Source organism: Chloroflexota bacterium (genome assembly GCA_020850535.1).
Taxonomy (GTDB): Bacteria; Chloroflexota; UBA6077; order UBA6077; family JACCZL01; genus JADZEM01.
The window spans coordinates 63,487-85,322 of the sequence record JADZEM010000013.1 but is presented as its reverse complement, the minus strand read 5'-3'; the positions used below and the strand labels follow the sequence as shown (position 1 = coordinate 85,322).

18 protein-coding genes are annotated in these 21,836 nt (G+C 68.9%); 9 read left to right on the top strand and 9 right to left on the bottom strand.

Going from position 1 to position 21,836, the window contains the following annotated elements; all coding sequences use genetic code 11:
• Window positions 1-2: 2 nt before the first annotated feature.
• From IT306_01975 to IT306_01965, 3 genes are read left to right on the top strand one after another with little or no spacing between them, the layout of a single operon-like run.
• Window positions 3-1,250, top strand: a complete 1,248-nt coding sequence (locus tag IT306_01975) for an AAA family ATPase (protein MCC7367158.1) — start codon at window positions 3-5, stop codon at window positions 1,248-1,250.
• Window positions 1,244-2,287, top strand: a complete 1,044-nt coding sequence (locus IT306_01970) for a DUF58 domain-containing protein (GenBank protein MCC7367157.1) — start codon at window positions 1,244-1,246, stop codon at window positions 2,285-2,287. Before IT306_01975 ends, IT306_01970 begins: the two co-directional genes overlap by 7 nt.
• 24 nt (window positions 2,288-2,311) lie before the next feature.
• Window positions 2,312-3,994 carry a hypothetical protein gene (locus IT306_01965; GenBank protein ID MCC7367156.1) on the top strand — a complete coding sequence of 561 codons (1,683 nt, stop codon included), beginning with the start codon at window positions 2,312-2,314 and terminating at the stop codon, window positions 3,992-3,994.
• A 221-nt stretch (window positions 3,995-4,215) separates the two neighbouring features.
• On the opposite strand, the gene IT306_01960 is transcribed toward IT306_01965, so the two are convergent.
• The gene (locus tag IT306_01960) at window positions 4,216-5,244 is read right to left on the bottom strand and encodes a stage II sporulation protein M (GenBank protein ID MCC7367155.1); all 1,029 of its coding nucleotides are present in this window, start codon (window positions 5,242-5,244) and stop codon (window positions 4,216-4,218) included.
• 140 nt (window positions 5,245-5,384) lie between these two features.
• Here IT306_01960 and IT306_01955 point away from each other — a divergent pair, with 140 nt between their 5' ends.
• Both IT306_01955 and IT306_01950 read left to right on the top strand, forming a co-directional pair.
• Entirely contained in the window at window positions 5,385-6,149 is a 765-nt protein-coding gene (locus tag IT306_01955) for an RDD family protein (protein ID MCC7367154.1), read from the top strand.
• Between the two features lie 176 nt (window positions 6,150-6,325).
• Window positions 6,326-7,336 (top strand): LLM class flavin-dependent oxidoreductase, encoded by a 1,011-nt coding sequence (locus IT306_01950; GenBank protein ID MCC7367153.1) that lies wholly within the window; start codon window positions 6,326-6,328, stop codon window positions 7,334-7,336.
• A gap of 4 nt (window positions 7,337-7,340) precedes the next feature.
• Here the strand turns inward: IT306_01950 and IT306_01945 are convergent, their stop codons facing one another.
• Together IT306_01945 and IT306_01940 are read right to left on the bottom strand one after the other, a co-directional pair.
• Window positions 7,341-9,551, bottom strand: coding sequence for a HAMP domain-containing histidine kinase (locus IT306_01945; GenBank protein ID MCC7367152.1), 2,211 nt, complete (start codon window positions 9,549-9,551; stop codon window positions 7,341-7,343).
• A 128-nt stretch (window positions 9,552-9,679) separates the two neighbouring features.
• Window positions 9,680-10,264, bottom strand: coding sequence for a Uma2 family endonuclease (locus IT306_01940; GenBank protein MCC7367151.1), 585 nt, complete (start codon window positions 10,262-10,264; stop codon window positions 9,680-9,682).
• A gap of 369 nt (window positions 10,265-10,633) precedes the next feature.
• On the opposite strand from IT306_01940, the gene IT306_01935 reads away from it, so the two are divergent.
• From IT306_01935 to IT306_01925, 3 genes are all read left to right on the top strand, one after another.
• Complete coding sequence (locus IT306_01935; GenBank protein MCC7367150.1) at window positions 10,634-11,590, top strand: ABC transporter permease; 957 nt, start codon at window positions 10,634-10,636, stop codon at window positions 11,588-11,590.
• A 154-nt stretch (window positions 11,591-11,744) separates the two neighbouring features.
• Window positions 11,745-12,764: an ABC transporter permease gene (locus IT306_01930; GenBank protein MCC7367149.1), complete on the top strand. Its 1,020-nt coding sequence runs from the start codon at window positions 11,745-11,747 to the stop codon at window positions 12,762-12,764.
• A gap of 53 nt (window positions 12,765-12,817) precedes the next feature.
• A complete protein-coding gene (locus tag IT306_01925) occupies window positions 12,818-14,644 on the top strand; it encodes a hypothetical protein (GenBank protein MCC7367148.1) in 1,827 nt (608 codons plus the stop codon).
• Between the two features lie 81 nt (window positions 14,645-14,725).
• Here IT306_01925 and IT306_01920 read toward each other — a convergent pair whose 3' ends face one another.
• From IT306_01920 to IT306_01910, 3 genes are all read right to left on the bottom strand, one after another.
• Complete coding sequence (locus IT306_01920) at window positions 14,726-15,967, bottom strand: CoA transferase (protein MCC7367147.1); 1,242 nt, start codon at window positions 15,965-15,967, stop codon at window positions 14,726-14,728.
• A gap of 142 nt (window positions 15,968-16,109) precedes the next feature.
• Window positions 16,110-17,888 carry an ABC transporter substrate-binding protein gene (locus IT306_01915; GenBank protein ID MCC7367146.1) on the bottom strand — a complete coding sequence of 593 codons (1,779 nt, stop codon included), beginning with the start codon at window positions 17,886-17,888 and terminating at the stop codon, window positions 16,110-16,112.
• A gap of 244 nt (window positions 17,889-18,132) precedes the next feature.
• A complete protein-coding gene (locus IT306_01910) occupies window positions 18,133-18,375 on the bottom strand; it encodes a DUF2277 domain-containing protein (protein MCC7367145.1) in 243 nt (80 codons plus the stop codon).
• A 162-nt stretch (window positions 18,376-18,537) separates the two neighbouring features.
• Here IT306_01910 and IT306_01905 point away from each other — a divergent pair, with 162 nt between their 5' ends.
• On the top strand, window positions 18,538-18,972 hold the full coding sequence (locus IT306_01905) for a nuclear transport factor 2 family protein (GenBank protein ID MCC7367144.1): 435 nt from the start codon (window positions 18,538-18,540) through the stop codon (window positions 18,970-18,972).
• A gap of 71 nt (window positions 18,973-19,043) precedes the next feature.
• Here IT306_01905 and IT306_01900 read toward each other — a convergent pair whose 3' ends face one another.
• From IT306_01900 to IT306_01890, 3 genes are all read right to left on the bottom strand, one after another.
• Complete coding sequence (locus IT306_01900) at window positions 19,044-19,244, bottom strand: hypothetical protein (protein ID MCC7367143.1); 201 nt, start codon at window positions 19,242-19,244, stop codon at window positions 19,044-19,046.
• A 1,114-nt stretch (window positions 19,245-20,358) separates the two neighbouring features.
• A complete protein-coding gene (locus IT306_01895; GenBank protein MCC7367142.1) occupies window positions 20,359-21,090 on the bottom strand; it encodes a phosphotransferase in 732 nt (243 codons plus the stop codon).
• Window positions 21,091-21,164: 74 nt separating this feature from the next.
• The gene (locus IT306_01890; protein ID MCC7367141.1) at window positions 21,165-21,827 is read right to left on the bottom strand and encodes a hypothetical protein; all 663 of its coding nucleotides are present in this window, start codon (window positions 21,825-21,827) and stop codon (window positions 21,165-21,167) included.
• Window positions 21,828-21,836: the final 9 nt, after the last annotated feature.

The following is a 21,836-nucleotide window of genomic DNA, read 5'->3' as shown; positions in this document are numbered from 1 at the left end:
ACATGGTGACCGGGGGCACGCCGCACACGTCCAACACGCCGGGCGGACGGCTCGCACAGGTGCTGCTCGACACCGTGCGTCTTGAGCTGTTCGACGTGGACGAGGTGATTCGGCTCTGCCTCGTCGCGTTCTACACCGATGGGCACGTTCTGCTCGAAGCGAATCCTGGGATGGGCAAGACCCAGCTCGTCAAGGCCCTGGGCAACGCGCTGGCGCTGCGCTGGGGCCGCATCCAGTTCACCCCGGACCTGATGCCGGCCGACATCACCGGCACGTTCATGCCGGACCCGCGGGGTGGCGGCGCGGGCCGGCTGGCGTTCCAGCCGGGGCCGGTCTTCGCCTCGGTGCTGCTGGCCGACGAGATCAACCGGGCGACGCCGAAGACCCAGTCCGCCATGCTCGAAGCGATGGCCGAGCGACAGGTGACCGTTCTCGGGACGACGTACCTCCTGCCGGACTACCAGCAGCGCCGCGACGATCCGACCCCGCGCCCGTTCATGGTGCTGGCCACCCAGAACCCAATTGACCAGGAAGGCACGTACACCCTCCCCGAGGCGCAGGCCGACCGCTTCACCTTCAAGATCCTGATGCCGCTGCCCGGCAAGGCCACCCTGGCCGCCATCATGGGCAAGGAGGCTGGCGCGGCCATCCATGCTCGTGGGGCCAACGGGGCCGGGGGCGGAGCAGGGCCGCGCGGCCGGCTCACGGAGGCGGACTCGCGGGCGTGGTTCGCGCGAATCCAGCAGGAGATCCGGGACGTCGAAGCGCTCGATCGTTTGGAGACGCACATCGTCAACCTGATCGCGGCGACCAACCGGCAGTTCGGGGAGTTGGAGGGCGTCGAAGGGGACGACCGCCGCTGGCTGGAAGAGGTCTTGCCGGAGCTGCTGCCGTACGGCCTCGGTCCGCGCGCCGCCATCGCCCTGATGCGCGGCGCGAAAGCCTGGACGTACCTGTTCTCGGCTGACACGCCGCGCGCCGACGGCCCGGCCCTGGCGCGGGTCGTGATCCCGACGCTGCGGCACCGCATCCGCCTGACCTACGACTGGAAGGAGCGCTTTGTCGGCGTAGGCGGAGCGCGCGAGGCCGAGCAGTGGTCGGCGCCCGGCGCGGAGGCCGAACTGCTCTCGCGGCTGATCGCGGAGCTGTGTCAGCGAACGGCCCCGACCAGCCGCGCGTCCGGTGGCCCAGAGTACCAGCGCTCGGTCGCAGCGGCCCTGCGGGTCGTCGTGGAGCAACGGGCGTGCTGAGCCCGCCAGCCCGGACGACCTGGGACGGAGGCGGGGCGCTGGCCCCAGGTGACTGGCCGCCGCTGCCGCTCGACCGCCGCTGGCTGGAGCGGCAGGCGCTTGAGTACCGCCAGGAGTATCGCGCCGGCCTGACCGGCGCGCATCTGACCCGCCGGCACGGCCAGAGCCTGGAGATCCGCGAGTTGGTCCACTACACCCCCGGCGACGATATCCGGCACGTGGACTGGCGGGCCTCGGCGCGCCACGGCCTGGACGACAGTCAGCGCTGGCTGGCCCGCCGCTTCGTGGCCGAAGAGCAGTTGACGCTGGCCGTCTCGCTCGACGCCCGCCACACGATGCTCGGGCCACCGGGCGCGGAGAAGCTGCTCGTCGGGCTGTGGCTGGCCGAAGCGCTGGCCGTCCTGACGCTCCACGGCAGCGACCGCATCATCCTGCATCCGCTCTACAGTCAGCGCAGCCAACCGGCCGAGATCCTGAAGGGAAGCAGTGACAACGGCCGGGTCCGCACGGCCCTGCGGCGGCTCCGCGCGTCCGTCGAGCCACCTCCCGCACCATCAGGCTGGCGTCAGCGGCTGCGACCGCCGCCGCCACCGCCGCCACCGTGTCTGAACGTGGACGTCCTCTGGCCGCAGCTCCCGCCGACGGCTATCTGGATCGTCGTGACGGACGGCTACCTGCCGCCAGCGGACCGTGACGCCCTGGCTCGCCGCATGACACGGGCCGCCGAAGGCTCGCGCTGGGTCATGCTGGTGGAGCTGGATAGCTGGCCGGCCGAACGGGCGGCCCTCGGGACCGGCGCGCGGCGCATCGACGGGCCGGGCCTGCCAGGACGCCAGCCAGAGCTGGAGATCGATGGCGAGACCGTCCGAAAGGTCGAGCGGGAGATCGAGACGGGCCTGGAGCCGTTGCGGCGGGCGGCGCGGGCGCACGTCCACTGGTCGTGGCCCGCCGAGCGCGAGCCGGCCATCGCCGAGCGCTTCGGCGACTGGTTCCGCACCGAGCGCCGCCTGCACGCGCTGTTCCGCCGGCCAGGCTGAGAACGTGGTCGTCCGGATCTGCCCGTGATCGTGCTCGGGGTGCTGGCCGGGCTGGTGGCGGCAGCCATCGTCGTCCATCTCGCGAAGCCGCTGGTCGAAAACCACTGGCTGACGGCCGCCCAGTTCTTCCGTGTGGTGAATCCCGCCAGGACCGGACCGTTGCGCCTCGGCCTGGGTAACCCGCTGCGTGCACCAGCCTTCTACCTGCGCCTGCCGATGGTGCTGCTCCTGCTGGCAGCGGCCCTCAGCAGCCAGGAGACCATCGCCCTGGACAGTGGGCCGCGCGCCGTCGGAGCGTGGCTGCTGGTGGACACCTCGGCCAGCATGAGCACGCTGCAGGACGGCGCGCCGCGGGCTGAGCGGGTCCGAGGCGAGGTGGACAGGCTGCTGACGGAGACCGCTCGCGGAATGCAGGCGGCCAGCGGCTCGGACGGCCTGACCGTCTGCTGGCGACTCTCGGCGTTCGACCTGGAGCGGCGCGACCTGCTGCTGGCGACCCGTCAGCCGGATGAGCTTCGGCGACGGCTGACTGATCTCCAGCCACGCGCGCTCGGAACCGACCTCGGCATCCTGCGCCGGCTGCTGGAGGAGCCGCCCGATCCACAGGCGGCTTGCCAGATCACCCACCTCGTGGTGATCGCAGACCAGCCGGCCCCGGACTGGATCGCCAGGCGCCGCGATCTGGTGGTGATCTGGCAGGATGTCGGGCAGCCGGTGCCACAGCGCGGGTTCGCCTCGCTGCGGCCACTGGTCAACCCGTTGACCGGGGACATCCGCGAGATCGGAGTGGAGGTGCGGGCGTTCGGGCCACCGCCGGCCGCCAGCACGCTGGTGGTGACCGCGCCAGACGGCAGCGTGTCCGAGTCGGCGGCCCGCTGGGAGGCCGACGGTCGCTGGTACGAGCCGTTGCGGCCAACCATGCCGGGCCTGTACACGTTGCGGCTCGATCCGCCCGACGCGTACACAGTCGATGACACGGCGGTGGTCGAGGCTCCGGCCAGCGGGCTGATCCGCGTCGACTGGCAACTGGCGGACCGGCGCTGGCCGGAGCGGCTGCGCTGGCAGCCGGAGACCGTCCGCCCGAACCTGCGCGCCGTGCCGGCCACCCTGCTGGACGCCCGCCCGCCGGACGACGTGCCGACGCTGCTCGTCGGGGATGGCTACCTGCTGCCGCCGGCGTCAGCCGCCCCGACGCCGATTCAGGACTTCGTAGACAGCAGCCCGCTGCTCGACGATCTGAACTTCGACGTGCTTGAGACGCTGACGCCGGCCGGCTCGGTGCGCCTGCCTGCTGGCTTCCGCCCGATCCTCCGGCAGGGGGCGGGCCGGGTCTGGCTGGCCCAGCGCGAGCGGCCGGCCGCCGTCTACATCGCGGGACTGCCGCCAGACAGCACCGACGACCGCAGCCGGGTGGCGTTGACCGTCTTCTTCAACGCCGTGCGCCAGTTGCTGCGCGACCGCCCGATCCCGCCCGCCTACGAGCTGACGAGTCCCGCCAACCCGATCCCCGAAGGGAAGCGCATCGCCCTGCACGAGGGCGAGGGGAACACGATGCAGACGCAGCGCAGCCAGGGGAATAGTGAGGATCTCCTGACCGCCCGGCGGGACACCCGCGAGCCGCGCTGGCCGCTGCTGCTGGCGTTGGCGGCCGGCCTGTTCCTGCTGGAACGGCTGCTGGCAGCATACGGCGGCCGGACCTGGCGCTGACCGACCGCTCAGCAGCCTCGTGCAACGCATGCAAGATACCACTGTCATCCTGAGCGCAGCGAAGGACCTCACCCGCTGACCGTCAACGCTCGCGTCAGCGGGTGAGATCCTTCACGTCGCTCGCAAGCTCGCTCGTTCAGGATGACATACTCTTGCTGACCGCTGACCGCTGACCGCTGACCGTCAACGCTCGCGTCAGCAGGTGAGATCCTTCGCTGCGCTCAGGCTGACAATGGTACTCCTCGTTGGCCGGGGTGCATCATGGCGCGGCCAGCCGCTGCGCGTCGCCGCGGCCCGAGACGTACCCAGACGCTCGGGCCGAGCAGCCAGAGGTGCAGCACGATCCCGGTCAGCAGCCCGAACACGTACTTGACGACGTTCGGCAGGCTCGATGGCGAGATGAAGCCCTCGATCAGGCCGGCAACTACCAGCAGGGGCATCGCGCCGACGACCAGCAGCACCGCCTCCTGCGCGCCCTGCACCAGCGCATCCCGGCGGCGCAGCAGCCCCGGCTGGATGATGCCCCAGGTCATCCGCAGGCCGCCGCCACCGGCGATGAAGATCACGGTCAGCTCGATGTAGCCGTGCGGCGAGACGAACCCGAGCAAGTCCGCACTGAGACCGTAGAGGTGGGTGTAGCCGAGCACGGAGCCAAGCATCAGCCCGTTCTGCACCATCGCGTAGACGGTGAGTGTACCGAGCAGCATCCCGCCTGCGAACGCAATCAGCGAGACCTGGATGTTGTTCGTCATGATGAACGAGGCCATGTACGGACGCTCGGCGGGCGGCATGTTCGTCCAGAGGTGGCCGTTCCGGACGCCGCGCGTCATGTCGGCCGGCAGGATCTCCTCGGCGAGCGTCGGGTTGACCTGCACCACGGCGAACGCCACGATGGCCGGGATGGTGAACAGCAGGAACGCCGCCAGCACGAACCGCGAGCAGGCCCGGTACCGTTCGGGGAACTCCACCAGGAAGAACTGCGCCAGCCGCTGCCACGAGCCGACCGGCGCACGGTACACCAGGGGATAGGCCCGCTGGGCGAGGCCGTTCAGGTAGCCGACCACCTGATCCTGGGGGAAATCGCGCCGCGCGACCGCCAGATCCGAGACGACCTGCCGGTAGAGCTGGCTGAGACTCTCGATCTCGGCGGCGGACAGGCGGCGCGGATCGCTGCCGGCCCGCTTCAGGAGCACGGCAAGCTGCTCCCAGCGCGCCCGGCGGGCCGCAATCAGCTCGTCAACGGTAGCCACACCCGCCCCCACGGCCGGCAACCCCGAGACCTGCCGCACATGTCAGCGTGCGTTGCCCGGGCGCCACAAAGGATTCCCCTCCGGCTGACAGTATGGCATCCTGAGTCAGCAGAACGTGAAGCCACAGCGGGTGAGGGCGCGTGATCGGCGACTCGTACGATCTCCGGACGCCGGAGCAGATCGATCTCCAGTACGACCTCGCGGGGCTTGGCTCGCGCGGGCTGGCCATGCTGATCGACGGGCTGATTCAACTGGTCGCGATCGTGGCGCTGGCGATGGTGTTCGGGATGGGCACGGCCGTGCTGGCGCGCTACTTCTTCCCTGAGAACACCGATGTGCTGGTCCCTGTCGGGGTCGGCATCGGCCTGCTGCTGATCTTCGCGATCTTCTGGGGCTACTTCATCTTCTTCGAGCTGACCTGGAACGGCCAGTCGCCGGGCAAGCGAGTGGCCGGCGTCCGCGTCCTGACGGTGCGCGGCGAGCCGGTGACGCTGGTGCACAGCCTGGTGCGGAACATTGTCCGACTGGTGGATCTGTTGCCGTCGGGGTACATGGCCGGGGCGATCAGCGTGCTGTTGACGCGGCGCTCGCAGCGGCTCGGGGATCTGGCGGCGGGCACGGTGGTGGTGCGGGAGCGGCGCGAGGAGCTGCCGCGCACCCTGCCGCCCATCGACCCGAGCCTTGCCCTGCCGCCGTGGGTCGCGTCGGCGTTCACGGCTGAGGACGTGGCGCTGGCGCGGGAATTCCTGCTGCGCGCGCCCGAGCTGTCAGATCTGCGCCGCTACGAGCTGGGCGAGCGGCTCTGCCAGACGTACCGTGCCCGGCTGGCGGAAGCAGGGCACACGCCCCCGCCCGGCTTGAGCAACGAGGCGCTGATGGCGGGCGTCGCCATCGCCCACGGGTGAGCCTCGCGCACGAACAGGCAGTGTTCTCCGGAATGGCCTGGCGTGAAGCTCCCTGGGTGCGGCGTCAGCGTCGTCCTGGCAGTCGGCGGCCGGGCTATCATGGGCGGCGCGTGCTGGAGCATGATGGCAGAGCTTGATGGCGCATCGGTGCGGATGCGCGCTGGAAGGGGACAGCGATGGCGACTGGTGGGGTGACGGCGTCCAACGTCCGAGGGAGTGGGCTGGACGCCCCGTTGCGGTTCGGCTGGCGGCTCCCGATGTGGGATCCGGCCGGCGCGCCGGCCGTCTCGTGGCTCCCGGCAGTGCGCGGCAACCTCTCGGCCCTGCGCGGCAAGTACGACTCGGTCTGGCTCTCGGACCACTTCGTGCCGGGGACGCCCTGGATGCCCCCCGAGCCGGACACGCTGGAGTGCTGGACGGCCACCGCTCACTTCTCGGCGGTCTTCCCCGAGTACCAGTACGGGCAGATCGTGCTGGGGAACAACTACCGCCATCCGTCCCTGCTGGCGAAGGCGGCCTCGACGCTGCAGGTGCTGACCGGCGGCAAGCTGATCCTCGGCATCGGGGCGGGCTGGATGGAGAGCGAGTACCGGATGTACGGCTACGAGATGCCGCGCCCGGCCATCCGCATCCAGCAGCTTGACGAGGCCTGCCAGATCCTCCGCCGGATGTGGACGGAGTCGCCGGCCAGCTTCGAGGGCCGCCACTACACCATCGACCAGGCGTTCGCGAACCCGCTCCCGCACCCGGTCCCACCGATCCTGATCGGCGGCAGCGGCGAGCAGTTGACCCTGCGCGTGGTCGCGAAGCATGCCGACTGGTGGGAGACGGGCAGCCAGCCGATCTCCGAGTACAGGCGAAAGTCGGGCGTGCTGGCCCAGCACTGCGAGGCCGTCGGGCGCGACCCGTCTTCGATCCTGCACGTCTGGCAGTGTCAGGTGGTCTCGATTGCCGACCGCGAGGCCGATGCCCGTGCCATTGCCGAGCGGAGCCTGCTCTACCACCACAGCACCGAGGAGACCCGTCTCGTGGGGACGCCCGAGCAGGTCTACGCGAAGCTGGAAGAGCGGCTGGACGCCGGCGTTCGCCACTTCATCCTGCGCTTCATGGACTTCCCACAGACAGACCAGGCGTTGCGCTTCGCCGCCGAGATCGCGCCGAAGCTGCGGGCGCGGCACGGCAGCTGACGGGTCAGTCGTCGTCGGCGGCGCGCGGCAGATCCACCACGAACCGAGCGCCGTGCGCCACGGATCCATCAGCCGGCGCCTCTGCGCGAACGGTCCCACCGTGCAGCTCCACCAGCGACTTGACGATGGCGAGGCCCAGGCCGCTGCCAGCCTCGCCGCGCCGGCCGGCGTCCTTGCCGCGATAGAATCGGTCAAAGACCAGCTCACGCTCAGCCTCGGGGATGCCAGGTCCGCTGTCCGCGACTGCCAGCCGCACGTGCCCGTTCTCGGCGGCAGCCATCACCTCGATGGTCCCACCTTCGGGGGTGTACTTGGCGGCGTTGGAGAGCAGGTTCGTCAGGATCTGCTCGACGCGACGCCGGTCGCCGAGGATCGGCGGGACACCCTCGGGGACCGTGACACGGACCGCCTGCCGCCGCTGCTCGAACAGGTTCGAGAGCGCCGACACGCTCCCCAGGACGACGCTCTGTGCGTCGAGAGGGCGCGAGTCGAGCGACAGGCGGCCAGCGTCCATCCGGCTCAGGTCTAGCAGGTCGCCCACCAGCCCGATCATGCGAGCGCAGTTGCGGTCGATGGTGTTCAGGAAGCGCCGCTGCACGCGCGAGAGCCGCCCCTCGTCCTCCTCGACCACCAGCTCAAGGGCGCCCTTGATAGCGGTCAACGGCGTCTGCAGCTCGTGGGACACCACGCCGAGCATCTCGGAGCGGGCCCGCTCGACCTCCTGTTCGTGGGTGGCGTCGCGCAGGACGGTGACGAAGCCGAGGTCGTCGCCGCTCGAGCTGAGCACCGAGGCTGAGTAGCTGCGAATCACCCGCTCGCTGGCCGCCGAGCCGGCCGCCAGCGAATCGCCCAGCAGCGGCAGGCTGTCGGTGGGGCCGGCCGGCAAGTGCAGCAGTTGCCGCGCAACGGGGTTCGCGAAGATCACGCGGCGCTGCTCGTCGGCCACGATGACACCCTCGGCCAGGCTCCCGAGGACTGCCTCCAGACGGGCCGCCCGCAGCCGCTGCTCGTCAGCGCGCCGCACCAGCGCCGCCGTGGTGTCGGCAATGGCGGCGTCAAGCACAGACCAGGGGCCGCCGCCAGATGGTCGGGCGGCGATGACGCGTGCGCCAGCGTCGGGCACAGCCAGGGACCGCACGCGGCCAGTCAGCGCGGTCACGCGCCGGACCTGCCACGCCCCCAGCCGCACGCCGAGCAGCCCGGCCAGGAGCGCGCCAGCCAGCGCGCCGCCGTAGGTCAGCAGGCGCGCCCAGCGGACAGCATCCGAGACGGTCTCGGCGGACGGCCCCACCAGCAGCACGCCGATCTCGCGCGGCCCGTTGGAGACGGTCCGCCCAGCCAGGAGAAACGCCTCGTTGCCCAGCCGCGCCCGCTTGAAGCGGTCCGGCCCCGAGGCGACCAGCTCAGGATCGACGTTCTGATCCGCAGCCGTGGCGAACGAGAACGAGCGTCGGATGCCACGCGAGGCCGCCACCAGCCGACCGTTCTGGATCAATGCCACGTCGAGGCCGGTCAGCCGCAGCGACGTGTTCAGGAAGCCGTCGTCCAGGTTCTGCGCGACCATCACCGCACCCGGCACGATCTCGCCGTTGACCCGCAGTGGCGCAGCGGCCTGCACGGCGAATCCGGGCATCCGCTCCTGGAGCACCACGACGGACTTGCCAGTCAGCGCCTGCTTCGCCTCCCAGGTGTTGCCGAACGGGAGGTTACTGGCCGGGTCGCTGGCGAGCGTCTTGCCGTCGCCGCCGAGCGGGGCCACGAGCGAGGCCCGCAGCGCCGCTCGCAGCTCACCGGTTGCTTTGACCAGATCGTCCGGCGAGACGCCCTGGCTGATGGTCGGGCCAAGGCGGACGCCGGCAAGGTCGGCGTTGTTGAGCGCGCGCGTCCGCTCGGCATCTACCAGTCCCGTCACGCTGTCCAGGCCGGCCGTCGCGCGCACACGGGCATCGTCGGTCAGGCGGGCATCATAGGCCCAGACGATTGCCTCGGCGGCGAGCAGGCCGGGCGCCAGCACCAGCAGGCAGGCCGTCAGGCCGGCCAGGGCGCGCGGCCCGAGGCTGGGAAGGCGGGGGCAGGGCAGCCTGATTCGGGGCCGAGTCCAGCCGCCCCGCGTCTTCCGCGAGGCAGCCTGCGCCCCATCCGACTCCGACGACTGGCGGCCGAGACGCCGTCTGCCGGGCCACGGGAGTGTGAAAGGGGTGTGGGGAGCCTGCATCGTGGCCCAGTCCGGACGCGCCGGCTCAGTGGCGATGGGATGTCGGCCGGCCCGCCACATCCTGCATGCTGCTTCTCATGGTACCGCACGTAACGGCCATTCGCAGCCGGGCCAGGGTTGTCGTCAGGTTAAGACTGCGGCGGCGACTGGGCGGCAGGCGGCTTCCCGAGGATCGTCGCGACGTCGATGACGAGGTCTGGCGCGAACAGCGGTGAGATGGTGTCACCGCGGCCAAACAACGCCGCCGTGCGGTACCGCGAGCGCACTGGGTCGCGGTACGCCTCGATGCGCTGGGCGTTCAGGTCAAGGATCCAGTACTCTGGGATACCGGCCCGTGCGTACAGCGATCGCTTGCGTCCTCGATCTACCCGCGGTGAGCTCTCCGCCACTTCGATCGCCAGGAACACATCAGCAGGCTCGGGGTGCCGATCCTCAGGAGTGTCTGGCTGGAGAATGAGAAGATCTGGCTGCGGCTCGCTACGGTCGCTGAGACGCAGCGGATTCTGCGTGCCGACCTTGAGGTAGTCTGCAAATCGGAAGAAGATCCCCGAGACCCGATTGACGCACCAGGCATGCTCTGAGCCAATCGGGTTCATCGGGATGATCTCGCCGTCGAGCAGCTCGACGCGCTCGCCGGGCTTGAACACACCAGCCGCCGCCATGCGGTAGTACTCGTCCACCGTAAACAGCCGACGCGGGATCGACACGGCCACGGCTCGCCCTCCTGCTCCATTTTACTGCCTCCCCGAAAGCCCTGCGCCGCGCTCGACGCAGCCTGTAGCGAAGGAGGTACGGCGACGATCCTGGCGTTACGCTCCCGCGCGTCTCCCCAGGACGCCCTGCCCGCCGGCGGCGCTTTCCCACACCGACGCATTCCAACATTGCCAATGAGATGTCCAGCGGATCCATCGGGCCAATTGAGAGACGCATTGGCTTCTTGACTTTCCCGTCAGTCTGGACCATAGTGTCCGGGCGTGTGGGGCACCGCGACGGACCGGTGACGCTGCCGGGTTTGTTGCACCAATGACGGACAAGGGCGCTACGCTCTCTGGCTGCTCCCGTTGCGGGCGGGGCTGGCCTCAGTGTGCGCGACGCCCGAGGGGGTCGCCATCACTGCCTATCTGGTGCGCCGACTGATCCATTCAGTCCTGGTGCTGGCTGGCGTGCTCATTTTCGTCTTCGTGCTGGGGCGCGGCATCGGCGATCCCGCCAAGATGATGTTGGCGCCGGACGCCTCCCAGGAGCAGTACCTGGCGACGCGCGCCCAGTACGGCTTCGACGATCCGCTCTACGTGCAGTTTGGGCGCACGGCCGCCGGCTGGCTGCACGGCGACTTCGGCCAGTCCTTGTGGCAGCGGGTGCCGTCCCTGCCGGTGGCCCTGAGTCGGGTGCCGGCCACCCTCCACCTTGCGCTGGCCACGGCGCTGATCGCCATTCCCACGGCGATTTTGATCGGCACGGTCTCGGCCATCTACCCACGCTCGATTATCGACCGGGTGCTGACCGTCGTCTCGCTGGGCGGCGTGTCGACGGCCGAGTTCTGGCTCGGGCTGATGCTGATCCTCCTGTTCGCCGTGCAACTGGGCTGGCTGCCAACCTCGGGGTACGGCGGCCTGGAGCACACGCTGCTGCCAGCCCTGACGCTGGCGTTCCGGCCCATCGGGCGGATCGCGCAGGTGGCGCGCGGCGCGATGCTGGACGAGATGAGCAAGCCGTACGTGGTGACAGCCCGCTCCAAAGGCCTGACCGAGCGCGTCTGCACCTTCGGTCACGCGTTCAGGAACGCGGCCATCCCGATTGTCACGATGTCCGGCGACGAGACGGCCTCGCTGCTGAACGGCGCGGTGGTCGTGGAGACCGTTTTCGGGTGGGCCGGCATCGGATCGCTGCTGATCCAGAGCATCGGACGGCGTGACTTGCCGCTGGTGGAAGCAACGGTCTTCGTCATCGCCATCATGATCATCGCGCTCAACCTGCTGGTGGACATCCTCTACACACGGGTCGATCCGCGCATCCGCTTCGGCAGCAGCGCCGCGTAGCCGCACCATCGCTCGGTCGGCCCAGCCTGGGCTGGGCCGACGAGCCACACGCAAGCAGGCCGCATGGCGATGGCAGCCATGTCCCGCGTGAGTCGTCAGCGTAGACGGGCAGACAACCGCTCAGACGGGCCGGAAGGCCCCGTTCGGAGGGCAGATGGCACAGAGTGTCCGCGCAGCAGGGCTGGACGCGCCCGGCCAACAGGCGGATGGCGCTCCAGACGCACCCGGGGTCGCAAGCGCAGCGCCCAGGGCACGTGCGGCCCAGCGGTCGGGAGCGATCACCTGGGCGGACCTGCTCCGCGCCCTCGTGGACGACAAGGTTGTGCTGGTGGCGGCGATATTCATCGTGCTGGTGATCGGCTCGGCGATCTTCGCGCCGCTGGTCGCCCCGCACGATCCGTACACCCAGTCGATCCGCACTCGCGTCAAGCCGCCGATGACGCCCGCCATTCAAGAGGGCGGCATCCCGTACATCCTCGGCACGGACACGCTCGGGCGGGACATCCTGAGCCGGCTGATCTATGGCGCGCGGATCTCGCTGACGGTCGGCATTGCCACGGCGCTGATCTCGGGAACGGTCGGCGTCTCGCTCGGCCTGCTGGCCGGCTTCTACCGGGGCCGCGTGGACGACCTGATCATGCGGCTGGTCGATCTTCAGATGAGCGTGCCGGGCCTGCTGCTGGCGCTGTTCGTCCTGTTCGCGCTGGGGCCGGGCTTCCAGAACCTGATCCTGGTGATGGTCATCACCCGCTGGATGGTCTACGCCCGCATCACACGCGGGATGATGCTCTCCCTGCGGGAGCGGCCGTTCGTGGAGGCGGCACGGGCGCTCGGGTGCAGCGACGCCCGGCTGGTGCTGGTCCACATGCTCCCCAACCTGTTCTCGCCGATCATCGTGCTGGCCACGCTGGAGGTCGCCACGATGATGCTCGCACTGGCGGCGCTCGACTTCCTGGGCCTGGGCATCCAGCCGCCGGAGTCATCCTGGGGGCTGATGCTGGCGCAGGGCCGCGAGTACCTCCAGACTGCCTGGTGGCTGGTGACGTTCCCCGGGCTGGCGATCATGCTGACGGCCCTGAGCTTCAACGTCCTGGCGACCTGGGTCCGTGTCGTGACGGACCCGGTCAGCTCGTGGCGGTGGGTGCGGCGCGGAGCAGCCCGCGCCGCCGCCTAGACCAGAACCCTGGCGACGATGCCAGCCGAACGGATCGACGAGGAGGAGGTCTCATGCGTGGTCGTACCGAGCGTCGTGTGTTTCTGTTCGGGAGGCCGGATCGGCGAGGATCCCGGCAGCGCCGTGCCGCCTGGACAGCGCTGCTCCTGAGCATGCTGCTGGCCCTGACCGCCTGTGCGCCGCAGGCCGCCGCCCCCGCCGCAACGTCTGCCCCGGCCAAGCCAGCTGAGGCGGCCAAGCCGGCCGCGCCAGCCGCCACCACCGCTCCGGCTGCCGCCGCCAAGCCAACCGAGGCCGCCAAGCCCGCGGCAGCGGCGCAGCCCACGACCGCCCCGGCTGCCGCGGCCAAGCCCGCGGAGTCGAAGCCGGCCGAGGCCGCCAAGCCGGCCGCCGGCGCGGCTGTCGCCAAGGTCACGCCGGCCGGCAGCATCGTCATCGCGCAGGGCGAGGAGCCGCCCACGCTGATGATGTGGGAGGCGTACAACTCGTTCGGCTACACCGTCATCCGCAACGTCGCGGAGGGGCTGGTCAACCGCGACCCGGCTGACAACAAGCTCGTGGGCGAGCTGGCAACGGCCTGGGAGAGCACCAACCCGACCACCTGGCGCTTCAAGCTCCGCCCGAACGTGAAGTTCCACGACGGCTCGCCGTTCAACGCTGAGGCGGCCGCCGCCAGCCTGAACGACACCTGGGGCAAGGAGAAGAACTACCGCATCCGTACGTTCATCGGGCCAGAGTTCCAGGCGAAGGCCGTGGACGAGCTGACCCTGGACGTGGTCACCGAGGCGCCAGATCCGATCCTCCCCGAGCGGCTCTACTTCTCGCCCATCGGCTCGCTGAAGCAGATGAAGGAGAAGCCAGACGAGGTGCCGTTGAAGCCCATCGGGACCGGGCCGTACACGTTCGTCGAGTGGCAGAAGGGCCAGTCCATCAAGCTGACGGCCAATCCTGACTGGTGGGGCAACGGTTCGGCGGATGCGAAGGGCGCTGCCAGCATCAAGGACGTGACCTTCCAGTTCCGCGCCGAGCGCGACGTCCGCGCGGCGATGACCAAGGCCGGCGAGGCGGACATCGCGCGGTGGATCACCGGCGACCAGTGCAAGATGACGCCGAACTGCCAGACCACTCCGAGCCTGGAGACGATCTTCATCCGGATGGACACCTCGAACGTCGCGATGAAGGACAAGCGCGTCCGCGAGGCCATCGCCTTGAGCATCGACAAGGAGGCGATCATCAAGGACGTGATGGGCGGCGGCGACGTAGCCCGTCAGCTGGTCGGCCCGAGCGCCACCGGCTACAACCCCGATCTGCAGCCGTACGCCTTTGACATGGCGAAGGCGAAGCAGCTCATCGCGCAGGCGAAGGCGGACGGCGTGCCGGTGGACGCGCCGCTCACGATGTACGTCCGGCGCGCCTACATCGTCGGCCTGGAAGAGGCCGCCGAGGCCGTCGCGCAGGGAATGGTCGAGATCGGGCTCGTCAACGCCAAGACGCGCGGCGTGGAGACGGCGGCGCACCAGGAGATCTGGGGCGCGAACACCGGCCCTGGCTCGATTGACCCGAACCGGGGCATGCTGGGCACGCACGCCCACGGCAACGAGCTGATGGACTACTCGTCCACCGTCACGGCCTACTACACCTGCAAGGCGCGCAACTCGGCGGTCTGCGACGAGAAGCTGGAAGAGATGCAGCAGAAGGCGCTACCCCTCAAGGGGACTGAGCGCCAGAAGGCGTTCCAGGACATCGCGAAGTACATCCACGAGCAGTTTTACACGGTGCCGATCGGCCACCCGAACTTCTACTACGGCCTCAGCACCAAGGTCGAGTGGAAGCCCCGCCTCGACGGCTTCATCATGGTGAAGGAGATGAAGCTGAAGTAGCGTGGGTGTTGGGTTCTGGGTTTCGGGTTTCAGGAAGCGGGGCCACCTCCCCCCGAAACCTGAAACCCAGAACCCAACACCTCAGTTGTAGGTGAGCGCGGCCTCGGGGGCGACGTACTCGCCGTGCTCGTCGCCGGTGGTGTAGATCACGCCGTCTGCGCGCAGGGCGTCGATCTCCTCCAGCGAGTAGCCCAGCTCGATCAGCACCTGGACGGTGTGCTGCCCGAGCGTCGGCGCGGCCCGGGTGACGCCGCCCGGCGTCTTCGAGAGCTTGACCGGCACGCCGAGCGTCTTCATCGGGCCGATGGTCGGGTGGTTGACCTCGACGACCATCTGGCGGGCCTTGACGTGGGGATCCTGCTCGAGCACTTCGGGGATCGTCTTGATCGGCCCGGTCGGGACGCCGATCTCCTGGAAGATGGCGATCCACTCCGGCGAGGTCTTCGCGCGGAACGCCTTCTGGATCTCTTCGGTCAGGTCGGCGTGGTGCTCGTTGCGGAGCGTCTGCGTGGTGAAGCGCGGGTCTTCCAACAGATGCTCGGCGTTGAGGGCCTTACAGGTCGCCTTCCAGAGGCGGTTGGTCGGTCCGATGTTGACCCAGCGGCCATCGGAGCACTGGAACGCCCGGTAGGCGCCCTTGCCGCTGCCCTGGGCCTCGGGCGTCTTGCCACTGCCCCAGTACTCGGCCGCGCGCCAGGTCAGCCAGGAGATCGGGGTGTCGAGAAGGGTCGCCTCGACCTGCTGGCCGCGCCCGGTCTCGTGGCGATGGTGCAGCGCCGCCAGGATGCCAATCGCCCCATACATGCCGGAGCCCATGTCCGTGACGGGGGTGCCGGCCTTGACCGGCTCGCCGCCACCGGGCGAGCCGGTGACGCTCATCAGGCCGCTCATCCCCTGGGCGATGAGGTCCAGCCCGGCGAGGTCGGCGTAGGGGCTGCCCTCGCCGAACCCGGAGATCGAGCAGTAGATCAGGCCGGGGTTGATGGCGCTGAGCGTCTCGTAGTCGGCCCCGAGCCGCTTCATGACGCCAGGGCGATAGTTCTGCACCAGGACATCGGCGGTCTTGACGAGGCGGTAGAACGCCTCACGTCCACGCTCGTCCTTCAGGTCCATGCTGAGGCCGCGCTTGTTGCGGTTGACGACCAGGAAATGGCTGTTCTCGCCATGGTAGACCTGGAGGCCGCCGGCAGTCCGGATGTCTGGGTCCGGGCTCTCGATCTTGATGACGTCTGCGCCCAGGTCCGCCAGCACCAGCCCGCAGAAGGGACCAGCCAGCGCCAGGGTGAAATCAAGGACGCGAAGGCCCGACAACGGTCCGGGCATACAGTGACTCCAGTTGGATACAGGGATGAGATCGGGACAAGCAACCTCACCCCCCGGCCCCCCGCTCCGGCGCGGAGAGGGGAGCAGGGGCGTGAGATAAAGTGGGTCACCTCACGCGAGAGATGAGGAAGGCTGGCCGCGACTAGGCGAGCCAGATACTCCACTCGCGCCAGTCTTCCTGGAAGAACGGGCTGGAGAGCTTCACCTTCTTGCTGGTGATGTAGTTGTACGGCTGGATCCACATGTGGCCCCACCACGCCGTATCGAACATCTGGGTCTGGCACTTCACGTACGTCGCCTGCCGCTTGCCGACGTCGTAGGAGGTCCGCGCCTCCTTCAGGCAGTCCTGAATGGCCGGCTCGCTCGGGCGGACGTAGGCGGCCGGGCCGTCTGGCGCCCAGGCCAGCGAGATGACGTCCGGATCCAGCGGCGTGCTGGTCTGCTGGGTCGCCATCTCGAAGTCGTTGGACTGGCGGACCTTCTGGCCCCAGGCCACGCGCTCCAGCGCCTCGATCTCGACCTTGATGCCGATCTTGTCGAGCATCTGCTGGATCATCTGGGCCTGCTGCTGGTCGGTCTCGCGGGAGATGACCGTCAGCCGGACGTTGAGCGGCGTCGAGACCCCAGACTCCTTCATCAGGGCCTGGGCCTTCGCCAGATCGAAGCTGTAGAAGGGAACTGAGGGATCGTAGCCGAGGGTACCCTCGGTCAGGTCGTACTTGTTGGCGCTGCCGACGCCGCCGCCGACGGCCTTCGCCATCGCCTCGCGGTCGATGGCGTACTGGATCGCCTGGCGCAGCTTGAGGTTGTCCTTGAAGGGCGCCTTTTGGGCGTTGAAGAAGAAGCGGTAGAGGCGGCCCTGCTGCGCGTCCTCCCAGTAGTTCAGCCCCGACTCGGCCTTGGCCGTCGGGACGTCGCGCCCGCGGAACAACTGGCCGATGTCCGCGCTGCCGGAACGCATCTCGACGAAGCGAACCGAGTCGTCAGGGACGAAGCGGTAGTGAATCTTGTCGAGGTACGGCAGCGGCTGGCCGTCCAGCCCCTTCTCCCAGTAGTTGGGGTTCTTGTTGACGATGAACTGCGAGCCGCTCTGCCACTGCTCGAAGATGAACGGCCCACTCCCGACAGCCTGGAGCGCCAGCCCGTCGTCGCCAAGCTTGGCGTGAGCGGCCTTCGAGACGATGCCGGTCTCGCGCTGGGCATCGGAGAGGACGGCCAACAGCGAGCCAGCCGGCGCCGCGAGGTTGATCTTGACGGTGTAATCGTCGACGATCTCCGCCGACTTCTCCTTGGCAACGGCCCCGAGCTGCGACTTGGCCAGGGACTTCGGGTGCGTCATCCAGGTATTGACGTTCCAGGCGATGGCATCGGCGTTGACGTCGGTGCCATCGTGGAACTTGACGCCCTTGCGGATCTTGAAGGTGGCCGAGGTGTCCGTCAGCTCCCAGGACTCGGCAAGGCCGGGCTGTGGGCCCCAGCGGCCATCCGGCCCCTTCCGCCACCGGATCAGCCAGTCGTAGCAGACGGACGCCGTCGGGCCGGTGGTAATCATCGGCCACATCGTCACGAAGTCGTTCTGAACGACGGCCCGCAGGGTGCCGCCACGCTTCGGCATCTCGCCGGAGGCCGCCATCGCCGGGATCGCGGCGTCTGGCTTGGCGGCGGCAGCCGGCTTGGCCGCCTCGGCGGGCTTCGCGGCCTCAGCCGGCTTGGCCGGGGCGGCTGTGGGCGCGGCGGCGGCCGGAGCGGCCGGCTTGGTCTCGGCGGGCTTCGACTCCGCTGGCTTGCTCTCAGCCGGCTTGGCCGGGGCGGCAGGCTGCTGGGCGCAGGCGCTGGCCAGCAGCACGGACGGTCCGGCGACGGCCAGGAGCCGCAGGCCCTTACCGAGCGCCTCCCGACGGGTCAATCTGCTGCGCTGCATCGATTTTGCTCCCTTTCACTACGGAGCGACGCGCTCGGCCGCCTCTCAACCGCTGGGGGGAGAGGCGGCGGCGTGGTCTCGTCGCCGGTGACGTACATCGCTCACAGGATCGCGCCTGCAAGCGTCGTAAGCCTAGCCGTCAGCGGGCCGCGCGTCAACTCCTGGAGCGTGTCAGATTCCCAGAAGCCTGCACAATGGGCAGAGCAGCGTGCATCTGAGGGCGTTCACCGTCCAGACGGCCGCTTCACGACGCCGACAAGTGCCCCGATGCAGGCTGCTGCGCCGTGCCGCGCCCGCCCAGCGACTGCAGCAGCCGCTCAGACGCGGCGGTGATCTCCTCGACGGCCGCCTCAAACGCCGTCTGATTGGCCTTTGAAGGCTGCCGGAGGCCGCTGATCTTGCGCACGAACTGGAGGGCAGCGGCGCGCAGCTCCTCGTCGGTGGCTGGCGCGTCCGGGCGTCGAAGCTGCTTGATGCCGCGGCACATGGGGCAGTCCTTGCTGCTGGTGAGAACGGAAGCATGAGAGCGTGGACGGGCTGTCAGCGCCACGGTCCACCCAACCGAGCGACACCCGCTCGCAGCATATTTGCCCGAGCAGAACGCCTCTCCTGCACTGTACAGGGAGAGTACCGTTCCGGGGGTGGGAGCATGGCGGACGACGATCTCCAGGCGGCGATCACGCGGATGCAGGCGGCGACGGTCGGCTTCCTCAACGGCGACGTCGCCACCTGGAATTCATTGTGCTCGCACGAGCCTGATGCAACGCTCTTCGGCGGGTGGGGCGGCTACGAGCGTGGCTGGGACGAGCTGGAGCCGCGCTACGAGTGGGCCTCCGCCCGATTTGCCGGTGGTCAGATCGAGTTCGAGGAGATCGGGCGGTTCACCAGCGGCGACCTGGCCTACACGGCCCACTTCGAGCGTTCGCGGCCATCGCTGACGGGTCGCACTGGCGCTGCGCCGATGGTGCTCCGCGTGACGCACATCTACCGCCGCGAGGACGGCGCGTGGAAGCTCGTGCATCGCCACGCCGACCCGATAGCCACGATCCAGGCGCCGGAAGCCGTCCTCACTTCAAACCGTTGACATCGCGTGAATCAGCGCAGCGAACGGCAATCTACGGTAACACGCCCAGAACTCAGGCGTTGCCCTGTGGATCACAGGGGAGGCGTCTTACCATCGGCATATTCGCGCCGCGCACGTTCAGCCAGATTATCCAGGCGTCCGGCAGCCACGTCCCGTTCAATGTGCGCATCCCAGGCGTCCTGGTCAAGCGCATGGAACCAGTCCCGGAAGTCGGCCGACTCTTCCGATGAAAGAGCCTCGACCTGTCGCTCAAGGCTCTCAACATCTGTCACAGGTGCACCTCTCCGTCTCGGCCTGGTGGTCTGTCAGTCGCGAACGACCGGGTTGGACCTCTGCCGACGCTTCACCGTCATCCCGAGCGACGTGAGGCTGCTCCCTCCCCCGTCATCCCGAGCGGAGTGAGCGTGCGAACGCAGTCGAGGGATCTTCCTCGTCAGTCGTCCGTCACCCTGGGAAGATCCCGCCACTCCGCTCGTGCCTCGCCGCGGTCGGGGTGACGGACGGGAGGGCGTTCCTCGCGTAGCTTGCCCTGAGCGTGCCGAGTGGGGTCGGGATGATGACCGGCACTGAGCGACCCGGTGATTGACGCCAGACGAGCCACTAGAGTACGTCAGAGTACGTCTCGCATATGAGCGACATGAATTGCAACTACGACTCCGGCTCTCGGCTCTTCAGTTGCTCGGCTGCCAGCATGCCTGTCGGGACCCCGACCTCGTGGCTTCCGACGATCCAGCTTCAGGTAGCTGTGGCGCTGGCGCCTTCTAGAGCATCCGTGAAGGAGTCTCGCGCGTCAGTTGAGAAGGTCGAGCGAGGTTGGATCGTGACGACCGACCCACGGCATGTCTACAGAGGGGTCTACATCGGCGCGGCCGTCGCGTCGCTGGTGCTCGGGATCTCGGCAACGTGCACACCAGTGTCTCGCGGCGTGGACGGCGTTCCATCGTTGCCGACGTTGTTTTGGCTGGTCCCAATCGGGACAGTGCTGCTCGTGCAAGGCCTCTCACAGCCGAGGTTCGGCGCTGTGGCAAGCTGGGTGCTCGGAATAGGAACATATCTAGCTCCTGGTCTCCTCCTAAGCGCCTTGATGTGGTTGGCTGGCTCTGGTCCAGCGGCTGGCCAGACTGCGCTCTCGGCGCTGCAATGGATCGCTATTCAGATCCTGATCTGGCCTTGGTGGCTCTGGCTCCTCATGAGTACCGCGTAGTCGCAAGCGTCGGCACATGGCGGGAACCAGCCTCAACTCCCGGTGCAAGCTCGACGCAGAGCTCCCTCACGCCTGGTGAAAGCGGGCATCCGGATAGGATGGTCGCATCCGGATGGGCCGTCGCCACGCCGAGCAGCGAACGATCCGGCGTTGGTGGCGGGCGCTCGGTTCGCTGCCGCTGCTCAGACCGCTCGCACTTCGGCGAGCCGCTTGACGGCATACTCGTCGTCCCAGCAGACGGCCGCTTCCCACGCAGCCGACGCTTGCGCGGCGATGTCGTGCACGTTGTCGGCGAGACCGGCGGCATTGTGGGGCAGCACCAGGTCGAGGTCGGGGACGTCGACGTGCGCCTCGTCCCAGTCGATCAGCGCGACCCGATCCTCGGTCATGCGGACGTTGCGGCTGTTGGGGTCGCCGTGGACGACGCATGTCTGACGTCCGACGAGCCGCGCCCACGCTGCTCGGCAGCGAGCGACGCCCTCAGGCGGCATCGCGCCGAGGTCGATCTTCGTCCCGGTCTCGGCGTGCAGCAGGTCGGTCGACGACCGCCAGCCTGGGCGCTGCGGCCAGCCCTGCGTCAACCGATGCAGGTGGCGGAGCGTGTCGGCCACACGACACCAGTCGGCCTCCGTCGCGGGCGGTCCGCCCTCCACGTAGGTCATCACCACCATACCGTCGGCAAACAGCCGGCCGGCCCTGGTCGGGATCGGCAGCGGCACGGTCAGACCTGCACGGTCGAGATGTTGGAGGAGATCGGTCTCCCAGGCGAGGTCGGCGTCGCTCCTGGCGCCGAGACGACCGACCGCAAGGCGCCCGTTGACGCGCACGCTCCACACGTCGTTGGCGACCCCACCAGCGAGCTGTTCGATGCGCGCGACGTCGTCACCCCACTGTGCGAGCGCCTCCCATCCCATTGACTGATCTCCTCCCGCCCGTCGGCCCACCCAGCGAACGCCAGGAGGTACGCCACCTCACCGTGAGGGAGAGCCTACTTCACGGTGAACGTCTGGCGGGCTTCGCCGGACTTCTTGCCGCTGGTCTCCTTGGTCAGGATCATCAGCGCCTTGCCCTCGCCGACGGCCCCGGGGCGGTCGGGCACGGTCACGCTGAAGACGCATCGCTTATGCTCGTCGGGGACCACATCGCGGATGGTCCTGGCCGCCTTATCCGAGTAGAACATCTGGAGCGAGCACACCTCGCCGCTCCTGAGCGCCGTCCCCTTGATCTCGACCGTCTCGCCGCGCGGCAGGGCAGGAATCGGATCGAGCGTCCCGCGCCCCACCGTAACGGTGTTGTCGTGGTTCTTCTTCTCCTTCTTGGCCGAGTCGCTCACCTGCTTCGCCTTCTTGTTCTTCTTGCCGGCGGCCGGCGTGGCAGTTGGCGACGGCGTCGGGGAGGGAGTCGGGGTGAGGGTGGCCGTCGGAGCAGCAGCCGCGACGGCCACTGCAGCGGTCGCCGTCGGCAGCGGCGTGGGCGTCAGCGTTGGCGTTGGGGGCGGGGTCGGCGTCTTCTTCGGCGTCTTCCGGTCAACGTGGATCTCGGTGGATACCAGTCCAGCCGCCACGGGCCATACCGGGACGGCAAGCGCGCACACGCCCAGCACCGTCACGCCTACCATCACACCCACCACCACGCCTGGCAACCTCGGCATCCTTGCCTC